The sequence below is a fragment of the Streptomyces sp. NPDC051664 genome (genome assembly GCF_044453545.1).
In the GTDB taxonomy this organism is placed as follows: Bacteria; Actinomycetota; Actinomycetes; order Streptomycetales; family Streptomycetaceae; genus Streptomyces.
Map to the genome: position 1 here is coordinate 4,262 of NZ_JBITCU010000053.1, position 16,042 is coordinate 20,303.

The following is a 16,042-nucleotide window of genomic DNA, read 5'->3' on the forward strand; positions in this document are numbered from 1 at the left end:
CCAGAGCTTTCTTCTTCGCCAGTGCCGGTGCCGGTGCCGGCAGAGCTTTCTTCTTCGCCAGTGCCGGTGCCGGTGCCGGCAGAGCTTTCTTCTTCGCCAGTGCCGGTGCCGGTGCCGGCAGAGCTTTCTTCTTCGCGTGATGGACCGGGACGGCAACAGGCGCGGGCACATCCTTCACCGAATGGCGCGGCAGGTCGCCGTGGGGTACGGGCAGCGGGTGCGCGGGAGGCCGCGTGAGCGTGCCCTGCGGCAAGCGCTCCGGCATGTCGCCGCGAGACGTCGGCGAGCCCTTCGCTGGATGCAGCGGCGCCTTGGTGTCAGGCACCTCCTGCAGCATCCCTGGCGGGTGAGGCGGTACTCCACCACCATCGGTGTCCCAAGACGGGAGGGTGGAATAGCTGCCGTCGGTATCAGGCGCCCCGTGCGGCGCCTTTTCGGGAGAGTTTTGTTTCGCCAGCAGCAGGGAGCTCGCGGCGCCTTCGTAGTTTGTTGTGTCCTTGTCCTTGTGGTGTACGAATGGTACGGACACCAGGACGGCTCCGGCGAACGCGGCGGCCGTCATCAGCGGCCACCGGCCGAGTTTGGATCCGTTGGATGCAGCGCGCGGCGGTTTGCCGGATCCGTCGTCGGCTGACGCAGCCAGAGCGATGGCCGACGCTGTTTCGTCCGCCCAGGCGGCCGGAGTGGCGGCGGCGCCGGTTTCCTGTTGCCGCTGGGCATCGGGACGGAACAGGGGTCCGGTGAGACTGCCTCCGGGGTGAATTCCCTCAGCTGGGGCAACGGGCGCGGCAGGGGGCTTGGTGCCAGGGCCCGCTGCCGACGCAGCCGCCGTGGCTGTCGTGGCCGAGCGGGGAGATTGGGCGGTGGCTATGGTCGCCGACGCGGCGCTGCCGCCGGGGTCCTCGTCGTTTAGGGGCATGGCTATCGCCCGGCGAACTTGCCGCGTGGGGTTGGGCGGGGTCGCCCCGGCGGTGGGCGGGGGGCCGCCCACCGGTTGGATCAAGGCCATCCGTGCTCCTCAAGTGTTGCCGTTGATGGTGGTATTACGGGTGGGGGCCGAGCGACGCATGGCCCGGCAGCCCCTTTCGGCTGCTCAGGAACCAACTTGTCCGGTGAGTCTGAGCACGCCGAGGTCGCCAATGCCCCTGTCGGTCCACTCCCGCGCCAAGGCCGCCGGGGTGGGGTCGCTCGCGACGGCGGAGAGACGTACCAGCGCGGCGTTGTCCGCGTCCTCCAGGACACCTGGAGGAGCGAAGGGCGCCGACTCGGGCAGTTCGCGCAGCATCACCACGGTGGCGCCGGCCCGATGCTCGGTGGCCAGAACGCGCAGGCGAGTTCCGGGGGCGAACACGATCTCATCGGTAGGTGCAGTTTCGTTTGCCGCGTCAACCTCGTTCAACAACGAGCTGGCGCGACGACCCGTCATGGACCAGATGAGGTAGTGATGGTCCATGAGGGCTGGATATTTCTTGTCCACGGCCAGGCCACTCACCGGTAGATCCAAACCCAGTTCCTCACCGGCCACCGGTATGTCCTCTTGAAGAGAAGCGCCGGCCCGGCGAATCGCAGCCCCGCGGTAGGAGGGCAGACGCCTCAGGCCTGAGGCCAAGCAAGTCAAGAACGACACCGCATCGCCGCTGCCCGTATCCAGCCACGTTCGCAGACCTCGCGGGCCGCACGGGTCCTCACCGACCGCCGTCAAATACGCGTGGAGGGCCGCCAGGTCCGCCATCGGCTCGTCCGGATGCTGTGTGCGCAGCGCTGGAATACGGGTCATTATCCGGCTTACGGCGGCGCAGTGCCCGTCCCAATGGCCCCCCAGGCGCACCCGGGCAGCGTTCCAGTCAGGTTGCCTGCTGCGATGTCCAGGCCGGACTGGTACCCACTCGATAGGCCGCATCCTCGCCACAGCCGTCTCTGGGTGCTGAGATGCTTCGCTATCCGCTGGGTCTGTCGTCGGCGACAGCAGAGCCTCCCCGACGTTCTCGCCCTCGGTGTGCGCAATTGCGGCAGGTGGTCCGGCACCGGGGTGAACCGGGGTATTTGTTGTGGTTCGGGTCTCGGTAGCCTCTCGAGCGACGAACTCTTCACCACTCAGGGACGGCGAATCCATCGGGGGCGGCGAGGATGAGCTGGAGCGCGGAAGAGGTTCACGTTCCCCACCCTGGGGGGCGGAGACCGCTCCAACAGATGTCTGCGGCCTGTCTTCCTCTCGGGGTTCCGGGAGAGTTCCGACGTTCGTTTGACTGACGGCAGAGGGGAGGATGGCATCTATCGCGGAGATCTGCGCGACCGCAGCCCCCTGGTTATCAGCGGCGGTTCGGATGGTCGGTTCGACGGGGCCAAGGGCCGCAACTTCAGACGCCGTGGCCATCAGAGAGTGAGATGGTATGACCAGCGGTACCTGTACAGGGGCAGGTGGCCCTGACTCCTTCTGCTGCGTCGGAGTGGCCGCGAGAAGTGCCACGTCCTCCGCTTCCGGGGGGCCCGGTGCGTCCCCGGCCGGCATCTTGGACGCAACGGCCTGATCCCAGCTCGCTGGTGACATCGCGGCCAACGAGATCATCTGCGGTGGCATAGGCTCAGGTATTCGTGCAACTGCCCTGTTGTGGGCCATCGGTTCCGACGGGGACGCCGGGGAGGCGATCGTGCCCTCAGCGGCCGTCACAGAAGCCTCACGCTCCGCCACTGCCGCCGGACGCCATCCCCGTGCAGACAGAGCCAATCCGTGGCGGACGACGAGGCGTCGCAACTCGCGAAGCGCATCAGGGGAGCACTGACCATGGATCTGGACAACTGTCCAGTTCTTAGCATCTTCCTGCAGCGACGCCAGCAGTCGTTCCAGAGCCGCAGGAAGGGAATCGTCGAGAGGCTGGCCGGCAACGCCCACGTCGATGGACATCTGGTCCGTTTCCGGGGAGCGTTCGGCCACCAGACGCGGAATCGGCGTGGACTTTGTACCGATCCAGAGCCCAGCCCGAGTGACAGCGATCTGCCAGGTGTTGTCGAGGTGAAGAACACCGGAGTCCCGGGCTGGTCGCAACCCGCCGATCGGCGGTCGCCAGGAGGATATGCGGGGGACTGCCGAACCGGGCGAACAGGTGACGGACTCGATGTAGGGCCGCCACGACGGATTTCCCTGGCTATCAACCAGAACCATGCGAGCGGATCCGGCATGCAGTGGCTGTTCCCAGGGAGACCCATGGGCCTCCGCCTCGTCGCCGAGCAGCGGAAGTCCGCTTGCGACCTCGACTTCGATTCCGAGAAGGTCGGCGGCTTCTTGACCAGTCGGCAGCAGGTCGCGACCGTCACCGGGTAGGAGCCGTACTGTGCTGCGGATTGACGCCGGCAGGGCAGCCAGGATGTCCGCAATCGCGTCCGCAGACACGGGAGCTGCACTTGGGGTACCGACAAGGAGGACCGGGCCGGCGAGACCCACGGGCACCGCATACTCCAAGGCGGCCACGCCTTCCGCCGACGCACTGGCGGGCCAAACTGCCAGTCCTGCGGGAATGTGACGGATGATATAACCCTGAGCGGTGTCGGGGGCGACCCGTGCCAGGGCATCCTGCCACGACGGCTCGGGCAGCCGCGTGCCAACGAAGCGAGGCAGCATGCCTCGCTGGAACATCCACCATCCGCCGACAGTGTCGGCTCCTTCAGGTGCGAATAGCGTTCCGCCCGGCGCGATCAGCACGGCCCCTGCCGGTGCGACCACCTCAGCGTTCCAACGCTCACTGAGCAGCCGTGCAACAGCCGCTTGATCTGGGGTCTCGGCCGCACCCCGTGACATCACCAAACGCACCTGGACCACGCCGGCACCGATACTTTCCTGCAAGGCCGGACCCAGGGCGTCGCACAACAGATCAGGCCCGTCAAAGCCAGCACCGACGAGCACCGTCGCCTGGTTCTTCGCCTTGGTGCCTGTCAGGGCCCGGGCAGCTTCGGCAAGGTGATCCGGCAACGGTCCCGCCCGGTGCACGACGTAAACCCCACGGCTTCCCGTAACGGTCAAAGCAGCGGTGGCTCCGCTACGAGCGGTTCGGGCGCTGTCACGGCGTGTCAAACGGGTACTCACCATGCCCTCCTTTTCGCGCGCATCTCCTGTTCACAGCGACTCTGCGTTCGCGATACCCGGAGATCATCGGATCGCTGAGTCGGCGCGGCTGTTCGCGCCCAAATGTGAAGTGGCATATCTGGTACGGCACATGAACTTACCCACGAGAAGATACCAACGAAGATGTGACCCGCAACCCGAGAAATGTTTGTTACGGCCGTGACACATCGGGCAGCGACCCAACGGCACAGGCATTCACGCCTCATACCCCACCAATCGCACACATTTGATGCCCCCTTCGGTGCCTCCACGAACACCATGTAGTTTCTCCTGCTAGGAAGAGGGGAACGCGTGGACGATGCCGTCGATCGGCCCTCTTGATGACGTAGCTCTCCCGAGCGGGGACTCTGGAGGCCGTAGCATACGGCCCGTTCAGGGGCTCGGCTCCCGGCGACGACCGCTAAACCACAGAGCCGCTGACACCCTAAGGCGCTGACACCCTAAGGACGGAGACGGCATGGACAACCGCACGCATGCGACCACGCACGCGCGGTGGCGGATCGTGATGGTGTCAACGCTGGCAATCAGCTGCGGATTCACCGGATCTGCCGTGGAATCATCCGCGGCGGACACCACACGCACCCCTTCGCCCACTGCAACTTCTAGTCCGGCGGCACTGCGGCTTCCAGCGATGCCAAGTCTGCTGGACCGGAGCAACAACCCGTGCACGAAGGCCTCCCCCTCGGTATTTCCGAGCATCCCTTGGGCCCAGCAGAGCCTCGGCCTTCCCCGAGCCCAAGAGCTGACGAGCGGCGCCGGAGTAACCGTCGCAGTGATCGACACCGGGGTCTCACAGGACGCTCCGGCCCTGAAGGGCCGTGTGACCGCGGTGGACGCCGCAGGCGAGGACTGTGTCGGCCACGGAACCTTCATTGCTGGCGTCATTGCGGCCGCCCCTACAGCCGACACGGGCGTCAGCGGCGTGGCTCCCGAATCCCGGATCCTTGCGATCACCGGTCTGGACAGGGACGGCAACCCGAACGAGGCCCGAGTGGCTGCGGGAATACGTGCTGCCACCGACCACGGTGCCACTGTCATCGATGTGTCCCTTACGTTTTCCGCGCGGACTCCGGCTATGGTTTCCGCACTCGCCTACGCAGCCCAACATGATGTCCTTGTGGTCGCCCCCGGGCTGCCAGACGAGTTCGCCGCACCGCGGGGGGCGACCGATGAGGCCCCTCCCCACATTCGGGTGTGGCCCGCCGCCTGGTCCGGCGTGCTATCTGTCGTGGACGTGGATGTCACTGGGGCCCGACCGGATGTCGGTGCAGAGCCGGCCCGTGCCGATCTCTCGGCACCTGGTCAGGGCATAGCAGGCATCGGACCGGAGGGACACGGTCATTTCCTTGGTAACGGTCCATCCATAGCGGCCGCTTTCACGGCTGGCGCTGCCGCACTGTTGCGCGCCTACGAGCCCTCCTTGACCGCTTCTCAGGTCGCCGTTCGCCTCAAGTCCTCTGCCTATCCAGCTCCACAGCCACGTCTGGACCCATACGGCGCGCTTGCCGCGGTGCTCCCCGACGAGCTCCCCGCCTCCGTTGGCGCCAGCGCCGCGATTGAACTCCACCCCGAGGTGAAGGACCGTCATTCTGTCCACCGCGCCTTCAAGTTGCTCGGAGGCGCGGCAACGGCAGCCCTGATTCTGACCGCTACGGGACTGCTCAGGCGCCGGAAGCAGGCCGCCAGCGCCTGAGCGTTCAGAACGGCTCGGAACCTACCCCTGTTCCAGCAGCGCCGTCTGAATTTGCACTGTGCTTCGACGCGTGACGTACATACCCCTGCCTGGCGGCAGCAGCCGGGGCTTGATGTTATTGAACAGATAGCCCTCTGCCGGTGGGCAGGACATCAGCAAACCTGGTGAGTTGACCTCCAGCAGCCGACGAACAAGCGGGTCGTTCATGCCTCGCATGGCGCCTGCCGCGGCGCGGGTGACCACCATGTGGAAGCCCACCTCGTAGCCGAGAGGCAGGTGCTGCATCAATGGCTCGAAGGGGTTCTGCATCGGCGACGCCACAAGGTCGTAGTCATCGACCAGCACAAACAGACGGGGGCCCTTCCACCAGTCGGCTTGCTTCATGCGCGACGGCGTGATCTCCGGCCCAGGAGCGCGAGTTTTCAGCGCGCGGGCGGCGCCGTCGATGAGCTCCCGCAGCTGATCCACGGAAACCGCGTGGCCGAGCCGGTATTCCTGCGGAATCGCCTCAACCAGGTCACGGCGGAAGTCAACGACGATGCACTGCGCTTCGGCGGGTGTGAAGCGCTCGCTGAGGGACTTGGCGAACAGGCGTAGCAGGTTGGTCTTGCCGCTTTCGCTGTCGCCGAAAGCCACCAGATGTGGCGTTGCGGCTAGGTCATGCCACGCAGTTTGCAGCTCCGTCTCCTCGAGGCCGATCGGAATCCGAAGCCGCCTGGCAGGATCGGGATCGCGCGGTAGCTTCGCGGCGCTCAACATGGTGGGCAACATCCGCACCGGCGGAGCCAGGGGCCCTGTCCAACTCTCCGCGATGGTCGAGACCAGATCACTGACCCCATCGGCGAGGTCACCGGCGCTTTCCACTCCGTCAATGCGAGGCAGAGCTGTCAGGAAGTGGAGTTTGCTGTCGACGACGAGACCGCGGCCAGGGACTCTGGGTACGCTGGCAGCGCGGCGCATATCGACCACAGAGTCCAAAGGGTCGCCCATCCGCAGTTCGAGCCGCGTCGCGGATTGATCGCGGACCGCCGACGAGAGCTCAACCCATCGGGCCGTGGTCGTAATTAGATGAATGCCGTAACTGAGACCGCTGACCGCGATCTGATTGATCACCGAGACGTGGTCCTGGAAATCCTGACGAACCGTGGCCCAGCCGTCGATGACGAGGAAAACGTCGCCGTGCGGCTCGTTGGAAAATTCGCCCGCGGCACGACGCCTGCGGAACGTCGCCATGGTATCGATGCCGTGCTCCAGGAACAAACGCTCCCGGCGGGCCAGCAGGGATGTGACCTCTGCCAGCGTGCGGCCGACGCGCTCGAGCTCCAGCCGTCCCGCAACCCCACCGATGTGCGGGAGACCGGCTAGCGCAGCCAGCGATCCGCCACCGAAGTCCAAGCAGTAGAACTGCACTTCAAGAGGCGTATGGGTAAGGGCGAGCGCGGCGATCAGAGTGCGCACGGCTGTGGACTTCCCGCTCTGCGGGCCGCCTGCGATGCCGACGTGGCCGCCGGCTGCCGAAAGGTCGACGGTGAGCAGGTCACGTTTCTGTTCGAACGGACGGTCGATGATGCCGACAGGAACTGACAGGGCACCGCGCGATGGCCAGTCCACGGTGGTCAGGCCATTGACCGGGTGAGGAGACAGCGGAGGCAGGAGCCTGTCAAGTGTGGGAGGCAGGTGCAGCGGTGGCAACCACACTTGATGGGCGGGTGGTCCGGCGTCGCGGAGCCGCCCGATGGCGAGGGCCAGCAAGGAGTTCTCCCCTGCCTCCGGCTCGGACATCCCCAGATCGCGTGGCTGCCCGGCCGAAGGGCTCGCGACAGGATCGGGCTGACGCGATTCCACCCACTGACCTGTCCATGGAACGACCTGGCTTGCCACCTGAGCCTGGGCCAGAGCGCCGGATCGCTCCCGGTAGGCACCGGACACATACGCGGCCCTGAATCGGGACAATGCCTCGATTCCGCTCTTGAGGTATCCGCTGCCAGGCTGGGGGGGCAGTTCATACGCGTCAGGGACGCCGAGCACGCCACGACTCTCCATCGCTGAGAACGTTCTCAGACCCAGGCGGTAGGACAGGTGGCTTTCCAACTGGTGCATCCGCCCCTCATCCAACCGCTGCGACGCCAGCAGGAGATGTACGCCAAGGGAACGACCCAAACGCCCGATCATTACAAAGAGATCCATGAACTCTCGGTGTGCTGCAAGTAGTTCGCTGAATTCATCGACCACCACGAACAGGCTTGGCATCGGCGCGATCGGCGCTCCTGCTGCGCGGGCCCGTTCGTACTCCAGCGCAGACGTGTAATTGCCGGCTGCGCGCAGCAGCTCCTGCCTGCGGATCATCTCGCCGTGCAATGCATCCTGCATGCGGGATACCAGGGCCGCCTCGTCGGCCAGGTTTGTGATCACTGCGGATGTATGCGGAAGCTCGTCCAAGCCGAGGAACGTCGCGCCACCCTTGAAGTCGACCAGAACGAAATTCAACGTCTCCGACGAATGCGTGAGGGCCAAAGCCAGCACCAGGGTGCGCAACAGCTCGCTCTTCCCCGAGCCGGTGGCACCGATCAGCATGCCGTGTGGTCCCATGCCGCCCTGCGAGGACTCCTTGATGTCCAGTTCAACCGGCCGCCCGTCGGCTCCCACTGCGATCGGCACGCGCAAGCGATCGCTGTCGGATGACGAGCGCCGTGACCAGTACGCGTCCGGCGCGTGCCGATGCAGATCGGGAATGCCGAGCAGCGTGGTGAGCTGGATGTCGGTCTCCAGTGGCCGGGCCACTTCGGTGGTGTTGCCGGTGCGCATCGGCGAAAGCACTGCAGCCAGCGCGCGGGCGGAGGAGACCCCCATCGTGTCGGCGCGGCCGAGCGCGGTGAAGGAGTCCTTGCGGTTCCGGTCGGTGCGCACTAGACGCACCTCACCAGCGTTCAGGTCCAGTCGCAGTACAGTCCGGCCCGGTCGCCAGCTAAGGGAAGATGACAAGTCGATGACGATGACATTGCGGATTCCTGCACGGTCGAGGCGGTGTCCGGACATCAGCTGACCGCCGTCGAGGACCACAACGGTGTATGGCTCGCTCTGGGACGGCACCGCATTCTGATCGAAGGAAGGACGCTCGGTGAATTCCTCACCCAGAAGATCCTCCAATTCCGTCATCGTGCTGGTGATCAGCCGGACGGGGCCCGCTCCGTCGTTCTCATCCGGGTGCAGCGTGTGCGGCAGCCACTTCGCCCAGTCCCACTCAGCTTGATGTTCCGTCGATACGCAGAAGGCGATCGTCATGTCCTGCGGCGCGTGCATCACCGCGAGCTGCGCGATCATGGCGCGCACCATGCCAGCAGTCTGTTTCCTGTCGCCCCGCACCAGAACCCGGGCCCAGGTCCGCAGAAACAGTGCAATCGGCTGTTCGGGAACCGTGGAGTAGGCCTTGATAAAGGCGCGCAGGGAATGCGCGGTCAGTGGATCGAGGTCCTCAATGGGAGTTTGCGCCGAGGACGAAAGTCGCAGACTGAGCCGCTGCTCTCCAACGGCTATACGGACCTCAGCGAAATCGTCGTTGTCGGGTCGACGTTCCCACAGCCGGGACGTACGGGCGAAAGACCACAGACCGGCGGGTTCCGGGTGACGCCACATCAGCGCACGCTGTTGCTGTGCCACAGCGGCCCGCACGCGGCGTCGTACCCCGCTTAGATAGCGGAGGTAGTCACGCCGGGCGCCCTTGAGTTTCGCCTTGCGTTCAGTGCCCGTGCGCATGGTCTGCCCGGCTACCATCGCGCCCATGGCCACCACCATCAGGCCGACTACCAGATACGTCATCGGGCTGGAGGTGGATCCAGGACGAATGTACAGCAGCACCATTGCGCCGGACATTACCCCCATGGGGATATAGGTCAACATTGCGCCGCTGCCCGAAGTTGGCTCCGCCAGGACTGGAGGCTCCTGCAGCGTCACCTCGCCTTCCGGCATCTCGTGACCGCTGCGGCGGGCCGGCCGGCGGAAGAACACTACACTCAACGTGTCACCTCAGAGCAGTTCGGTGGTTCCGGTTCGCGAGTGGCATCACACCATGAATTGGTGTCGTGTCAACATCTTCACCAGCGCACATCATTGGGCATCCGGCCGCCTGTCCGCCACACACACAAGGTAGATTGCGCCCTCATCCGGTCACGGGACGTGCCAGCGCATACATGTGACGTACGCAGACGGAAGGTCTAGACATCTCATGAGCGAGAGCTCCGCTACTGGTCTGTCCACTTTGTGTCGGGTCACCGTCAGGGGACCTGACCAGGTCCTCGACCTGGCGGTACCTGGCGACATACCTGTCGCCGACCTGCTGCCAGCGATCGTGAGCCACGTAGGAGAAGACCTCACCGAAGCCGGCCTTGATCACGGAGGCTGGGTCCTACAGCGCATCGGCGGGCCACCTCTGGACCCTGAAGGCACCCCCGAGTCGCTCCACCTGAACGATGGCGAAGTGCTTATTCTGCGCCCGATGGTGGAAGCGCTTCCGCCGGTCCGGTTCGACAACTTGGTGGACGGCGTTTCCTCTGTAGTGCACGACCTGCCGCACGCCTGGTCCCCTGCCGCAAGCCGCTGGTCTCTACGGGCGGTTCTTCTGGCCGTGCTGACGGCGGCTCTAATTCTGCTTGCCTTGTCCGGGAGCGAGCGCCCCTCGCGGGCGGCTCTGTCTGCGGGAGCTGCCCTCCTTACACTGGCGGGCGCGGGCGCGGCCGGACGCGTCCTGGACGACATGCCAGGCGCTGTTCTACTCGGACTTATCACAGGACCCTTCGCCGCGCTGGCCGCGGCCCTCGTGGTCGACGGCACCCCGGGAGCCGGGACAAGTGGTGCGCGCTGTATCGCGGCATCTGCGGCGTGGGGTATAGCCGCCGCCCTGGCCCTGACGGTGGTAGCCGCACATCCTGTCGCGTTCGCGTCCAGCATCGTCGTGGCGCTGGCAGGCGTGATCGGCGGAGTGCTAATGGTCTTCGTGGAGGGAACCCTCGACCAAGCTGCAGCGGCGGTGACGCTACCCACGGTGATCTTTGGTGCTTTCGTTCCCATTCTGTCCTTCTCGCTATCCGGATTCCGCCTGCCTCCCCTGCCCACCAATGCAGGGGAGCTGCAAGAGGGCATCGACCCCTATCCGAATGAAGAGATCACGGCACGATCGGCCGCCACAGACCGCTGGATGACCGGGCTGTACGTCGCCATAGGCGTGATCAGCGCCTGCTGCCTCGCGGGACTCGCCCTGCAGCCGCGCACCCCCCAGCTGCTCTGCGGTTGCCTACTCGCGCTTGTGTTGGTACTGCACGCCCGCCAACTCGGCAACGCCTGGCAGCGGCTGGCGTTGACCTTGCCAGGCGCGCTGGGTGCTGTTCTGCTCGCCGTGTGCGCGGCTCAGCAGCACAAGGCCGAGGATCAGTTGGGGATGGCGGCAGGGCTGCTGGGAGCAGCTGTCGCAGTTGCAGTGGTGTCGTGGACCGTGCCCGGACACCGCCTACTGCCCTACTGGGGGCGAGCCGGGGATCTGCTGCAGTCCGCGGCGGCGATCGCGCTGCTTCCGTCAGCGCTCTGGGTTCTCAACGTGTATGCAGATCTACGTGGAATCAAAGGCTGAGGCGGCGCGCCATGAAGAACAAGCGCGACCAGGTCCAAGCTCACCGGTTCGTCGTGTCCCGGCTCACCTCCGGTCTGATGCGGACCGACCCCGATATTTTGGAGGGACCCAACAGCCGCACGAACAAGGGAATGACAATCGGCGGCGTCATCGGAGCGGTGCTGGCCGTCGGCGCGCTGGTCTACGGATTCATCTCGCCCGGCGGCTCGAACGCCTGGCAGGACCAGAAGACGCTGATCATCGAGCAGAACACTGGCAACCGGTACCTGTATGACGGGGCACTGCGCCCGGTACGCAATTACTCCTCTGCACGCCTGATCGTGGGCGAAACCATGACCTCCCGCAACGTGCCTGCCCGCTCTCTGGCGGACGTCTCCCGCGGCTCCGCAGTGGGCATCCCAGGGGCCCCGGACAACTTGCCTCCCACAGAAAATCTTGACATCGGACCATGGGAAGTCTGTGCGGCGACCGACGCAACTGACAGTGGCAGACCTGCGCCCTCCACCTCATTGGTGGTGGATGAAAACGAGCCAGGTGTTGAACTGGACAGCAGTCAGGCGCTGTTGGTCAGCAGCCCGGACAAAAGGTACTACCTGTTGTGGCATGGCAGCCGGTTCCGGCTCGGCTCCGGTTCGGCCGCAGCAGACGCCCTGGGCTACGGAACCGTGCGACCTCTTGCGGTTTCCGTGTCATTTCTTGACTCCCTGCCTGCTGGCCCCGATCTGGCCGCGCCGGCAGTGGCCGGGGGGGGGGCCATCGGCCCCAGGTTGGAAGGCAAGTCGACACGCGTTGGCCAAGTATTTGAAGTGAAGACACCAGGCTCCAGTAAGCAGTACTACCTGCTGCAACGGGCCGGGCTGGTACCGATCACGATCACCGAGGCGGCGCTCGCCCTGGGCGACCCCGACGAGCGGACCAAGTCCTACGGGGGCTCGACGCCGGTGGCCATACAGATCGCCGCAGACTCGCTAAATTGGGCTCTGGCACCACACGGGCGTCCTGCGATCAGCTCCCTTCCTCCGGCACCCCCCATGCTGGTACCAATATCTTCAAACCAGGCGGTCTGCGTCCGTCTCGAGGCTGGGCACAAGTCCGGCGCTAGCAAGGGAAATGCGCCGATCACGGATGTCGCCGGACGGATCGGCATCACCGTGGCTCACGATGCTCAGTTCGAAGCCGGGGGGGTCACGGCCCCCAAGGAGTCCATGGCCGCTTGCCTTCCTGTCGACACCGTCGTAGTACCGCCGAACGGCGGAAGTCTCGTGCGAGCGCTGGGCGCGAGCGGGGATCGAGTCGGGGCCACCACCTATCTGGTGACCGACGCTGGAGTGAAGCACCTCATCGCATCAGACACAGCGGCCAAGGCCTTGGGTTACGACCCCGCCGGTGCCCGCGGGATTCCATCACCGCTGCTGGCCATGCTTCCTACTGGAGTCGATCTGTCTCAACCAGATGCTCTTCAGGGCCAGGCGACCACCACCAACGCATCCGGCTGTGCAACCAACAAGACTGCGCAGTGAAACGATGGCAACCCACACACGTCTGCTGACACATGTCCTGGTTCCTCCAAGTTCTTCTTAGTCGGGAAACATGTCACTCGGGAGACCCAACTCGCCCTGGGAACACTCGACTTCGCGGACGTGATTGCAAAAGGGTCGGTGTGCCAATTATGCTTCCGTACACATGTTTCTCCTGCGCCACCGACCCCTGTTCCTGGGCATGAGCGACCCACTGCGGCGTCGTTGCCTCGGCAGCACGAGCGGTGCCGCTACGGCTACGGAAGGACATCGGCATGAGCACTCCTATGCCTGGCAGTACCTCGAAGTCAAGTACGGAAACATACGTCCAAGCCGTCCAGGCACTGGAAGAGGCACGTCGCAAGATGACGGCGTCGCAAGGACGGGTCCAGGATTCGGTAGCTGCGCTGAGCAGCAACTACCAGGGAGAGGACGGTCATGCCTACCAGCAGGTCATGGAGACCTGGCTGGGCGAGGTGGACCGCATCAAGGCCACCTGCGAGGCCATGGAGAATCACCTCAACGAAAGCGCCGCGGCGTCGGGGAAGGCCAATGCGGGCGCCCTCGAGAAGCTTTCGCATCTGATCACCCACGGCAGCGTCTCCGACGGTGTGTACTCCGACCTGACCAACTAGCATCTCCTCAACCCTCCTCCCCGACCTCAAGGAGCAAACATGGCCGGCGACATCTGGATAAATCACTCTGCGGCCAAGGCGTTCTCCGACGAAATGCTGAATGAGACCCAAGCCATCAGCGCTGTCGTCACCGAGCTGGAAGGCACCCTCGGCGGGATCGTCAATAACTGGCTCGGAGACGACAGGGATATCTACATCAATAAGGTCCAGCCGACATGGAATCGCGAGGTCAGCTCCCTCAGCCTCATCCTCCAGCGGCACGCCGTGACTCTCGACGATATCTCGGACAACTATAAGCAGACCGTATACCGCAACGCGCAGGGATTCGAAGAGATCAAGTTTTGACCTCGGCACCACCTGCCGCTCCTGGCCCACCCCCACAAGCTCGAGCGGGGGTGGGCCACCAGCCATCACCCACCACATCAAGGAGGCCATCACATGCCCAGCGAGACTGAAAATCCTTCCCAAGACCCGGGTCTGCCAACCATGGAGCACCTTGACAGCCGCGCTCTGCAGTCCTTTATCGACAATGACCTGAAACCCTTCACGGAGGACGTCCGCAATTTGCGGACGCCGGGTAAGACGCCTCCGGCGCTGTACGACGTATCGCACACAAGTCCACTGCTGATCGGCGATCTGGCAGCCGACGAGGGGTCAGGTGGCAAGCCGCTCTTGGATAACAGCAGGAAAACAGCCACTACTATCGATTCAGTGCTCGCAAGAAATTTCGAAGGGTTTTCTCAGCTGCAGCGTGGACTCCACGATGTAATTATCGACATGCTGTCCGCAAGAGACAAAAACCTCACCGACATCGACGCCGCAAAGTTCCTTGAGCTCCTCGGCCCTTACGCGGGAGCGATGTATCCCTCCGCCACAACTCCGCCCAGTTTGTGAAATGCATCGTTGATCTCTGGGTTTGAACTGTGAGAACTGGTCCGGAGGATATCCGACGTGGGCGCTGAAAATTGGGAACAGATAATCCAGTTGCTGACGGGATTTCAACTGCCCGACCGCAATAAGATCACCACGAAGAGCGTGAAGGATGGAGACAGCAACGTACCGTGGATCAAAGTCGAACTCAAAACTATCCCAGCCATAGATCACTTCACGAACACCATCAGCAACAACGGCCTTTCATGGCAGTTCCAGTTCTACGAGCGAAATGGTACAGACAAGGTGACCATGCATCAGGCCACCGTCACCATCGTCGACCAGTTGGAGGGTGCTCAATACTGGCAACGCAGTGAAGAGGCCCTCAAAATGCTGCTTAACGAACCATACGCAACTAACGGTTCTCTCGACACCGAAAACGGAGCCCCTGGAGCTACCAAAGGCATAGACCTCAAATCCTTCACCACGCTGGCTCAATCATTCGACCAGGTGGGCACGTTCTTCAAGACGCACACTGAGACACTAAAGCAGTGGACGGAGGCGTTGGGCAAGGAAAATAATGCATGGGGCGGTGTGGCTGCGGGCGTCTTCTGGAATCTCATAAATAATCTTCATGAGGAATACGACAGCTACAGGCTTGCGCTGATGCCGGCGAATTGGCAGCCGGAGCAGACATCGAGATCCACCAATTACACATCCAGCACATTGCACGGAGACTCAGTCATCGGAGCTGAAGTCGAACTGTACAAGGCATTGACGGAAATACAAGACGCGTACGGTAAGTACATCACTCGCTCTGCCGCACCGATCACTGTCACCTTTCCTGACGGGGAAAGTCGCAGCACCACGGTGGATGGCGACACTCGAATGGTGATGTGGGAGGTGATGATGGAAACATTGCAATTTCTCTGGGATCACAATTACACCAATATACTTTTTCGCAGTAATGTAGGCGACCTACCCGATGACGGCTGGAATAACCCGGATCGGTCATGGATCGGCACCACACCGGCTTTTCGTGACACAACGGCCTGGGGGAAACTGTCGGACATTTCGACATGGACGGGCATCGCCCACGAGGCCGTTCGCCGGTGGACGAACAATGTCGAAACGAACCTTGACGTTCCCTCGAGAGCAGCCTTTCAGGAGCTCGGCCAGGGCTGGAGTCGACAACTCGATCCGATCTGGAATAGCGCTTTCACTGTCCCAGCCACTCCTCCCGCACCCCTCGGCGGAGGTGATGACGGCAGTGCCGGCGGAGGAGGAGGAGGCGCTTCCTTCCCCAAGAGCGGTGGAGGTCAGGGCGGCGGCGACCTCCCCAGCCTCGGCAACCTCCCCAGCCTCGGCGGAGGTGGGGCCGGCGGGGGTCAGGGCGGTGGGGACATTTCCACCCCCCATCCCAGCGGCGACCTCCCCAGCCTCGGCAACCTCCCCAGCCTCGGCGGAGGTGGGGCCGGCGGGGGTCAGGGCGGCGGGGACATTTCCACCCCCCATCCCAGCGGCGACCTCCCCAGCCTCGGCAACCTCCCCAGCCTCGGCGGAGGTGGGGCCGGCGGCGGTCAGGGCGGC

9 protein-coding genes and 1 pseudogene are annotated in these 16,042 nt (G+C 64.1%); 7 read left to right on the plus strand and 3 right to left on the minus strand.

All coding sequences use genetic code 11. The features are described from left to right. Positions 1-562, minus strand: a pseudogene (locus ACIA8E_RS39550) (hypothetical protein); the annotation flags it as partial. 531 nt (positions 563-1,093) lie between these two features. After that, a complete protein-coding gene (locus ACIA8E_RS39555; RefSeq protein ID WP_399306410.1) occupies positions 1,094-1,525 on the minus strand; it encodes a hypothetical protein in 432 nt (143 codons plus the stop codon). A gap of 3,223 nt (positions 1,526-4,748) precedes the next feature. On the opposite strand from ACIA8E_RS39555, the gene ACIA8E_RS39560 reads away from it, so the two are divergent. After that, positions 4,749-5,810, plus strand: coding sequence for a S8 family serine peptidase (locus tag ACIA8E_RS39560; protein ID WP_399306444.1), 1,062 nt, complete (start codon positions 4,749-4,751; stop codon positions 5,808-5,810). Between the two features lie 21 nt (positions 5,811-5,831). On the opposite strand, the gene eccCa is transcribed toward ACIA8E_RS39560, so the two are convergent. Then, positions 5,832-9,824 (minus strand): type VII secretion protein EccCa, encoded by a 3,993-nt coding sequence (eccCa, locus tag ACIA8E_RS39565; RefSeq protein ID WP_399306413.1) that lies wholly within the window; start codon positions 9,822-9,824, stop codon positions 5,832-5,834. A 208-nt stretch (positions 9,825-10,032) separates the two neighbouring features. On the opposite strand from eccCa, the gene eccD reads away from it, so the two are divergent. The 6 genes from eccD to ACIA8E_RS39595 form a co-directional block, all read left to right on the plus strand. After that, the gene (gene eccD, locus ACIA8E_RS39570; RefSeq protein ID WP_399306416.1) at positions 10,033-11,430 is read left to right on the plus strand and encodes a type VII secretion integral membrane protein EccD; all 1,398 of its coding nucleotides are present in this window, start codon (positions 10,033-10,035) and stop codon (positions 11,428-11,430) included. An 11-nt stretch (positions 11,431-11,441) separates the two neighbouring features. Beyond that, complete coding sequence (gene eccB, locus ACIA8E_RS39575) at positions 11,442-12,950, plus strand: type VII secretion protein EccB (RefSeq protein WP_399306419.1); 1,509 nt, start codon at positions 11,442-11,444, stop codon at positions 12,948-12,950. A 362-nt stretch (positions 12,951-13,312) separates the two neighbouring features. Next, positions 13,313-13,582, plus strand: a complete 270-nt coding sequence (locus ACIA8E_RS39580) for a hypothetical protein (RefSeq protein ID WP_399306421.1) — start codon at positions 13,313-13,315, stop codon at positions 13,580-13,582. 39 nt (positions 13,583-13,621) lie between these two features. Then, complete coding sequence (locus tag ACIA8E_RS39585; protein ID WP_399306424.1) at positions 13,622-13,927, plus strand: WXG100 family type VII secretion target; 306 nt, start codon at positions 13,622-13,624, stop codon at positions 13,925-13,927. 93 nt (positions 13,928-14,020) lie between these two features. Beyond that, positions 14,021-14,476 carry a type VII secretion system-associated protein gene (locus ACIA8E_RS39590; protein WP_399306427.1) on the plus strand — a complete coding sequence of 152 codons (456 nt, stop codon included), beginning with the start codon at positions 14,021-14,023 and terminating at the stop codon, positions 14,474-14,476. Positions 14,477-14,533: 57 nt separating this feature from the next. Next, positions 14,534-16,042 (plus strand): AAWKG family protein (locus ACIA8E_RS39595; RefSeq protein WP_399306430.1); only part of this gene is annotated, 1,509 nt, incomplete at its 3' end.

Coding starts and splice junctions, on each gene's coding strand:
- ACIA8E_RS39560 (WP_399306444.1), top strand. CDS start 4,749: ATGCCAAGTCTGCTGGACCGGAGCAACAACCCGTGCACGAAGGCCTCC.
- ACIA8E_RS39580 (WP_399306421.1), top strand. CDS start 13,313: ATGACGGCGTCGCAAGGACGGGTCCAGGATTCGGTAGCTGCGCTGAGC.
- eccD (WP_399306416.1), top strand. CDS start 10,033: ATGAGCGAGAGCTCCGCTACTGGTCTGTCCACTTTGTGTCGGGTCACC.
- ACIA8E_RS39590 (WP_399306427.1), top strand. CDS start 14,021: ATGCCCAGCGAGACTGAAAATCCTTCCCAAGACCCGGGTCTGCCAACC.
- ACIA8E_RS39585 (WP_399306424.1), top strand. CDS start 13,622: ATGGCCGGCGACATCTGGATAAATCACTCTGCGGCCAAGGCGTTCTCC.
- eccB (WP_399306419.1), top strand. CDS start 11,442: ATGAAGAACAAGCGCGACCAGGTCCAAGCTCACCGGTTCGTCGTGTCC.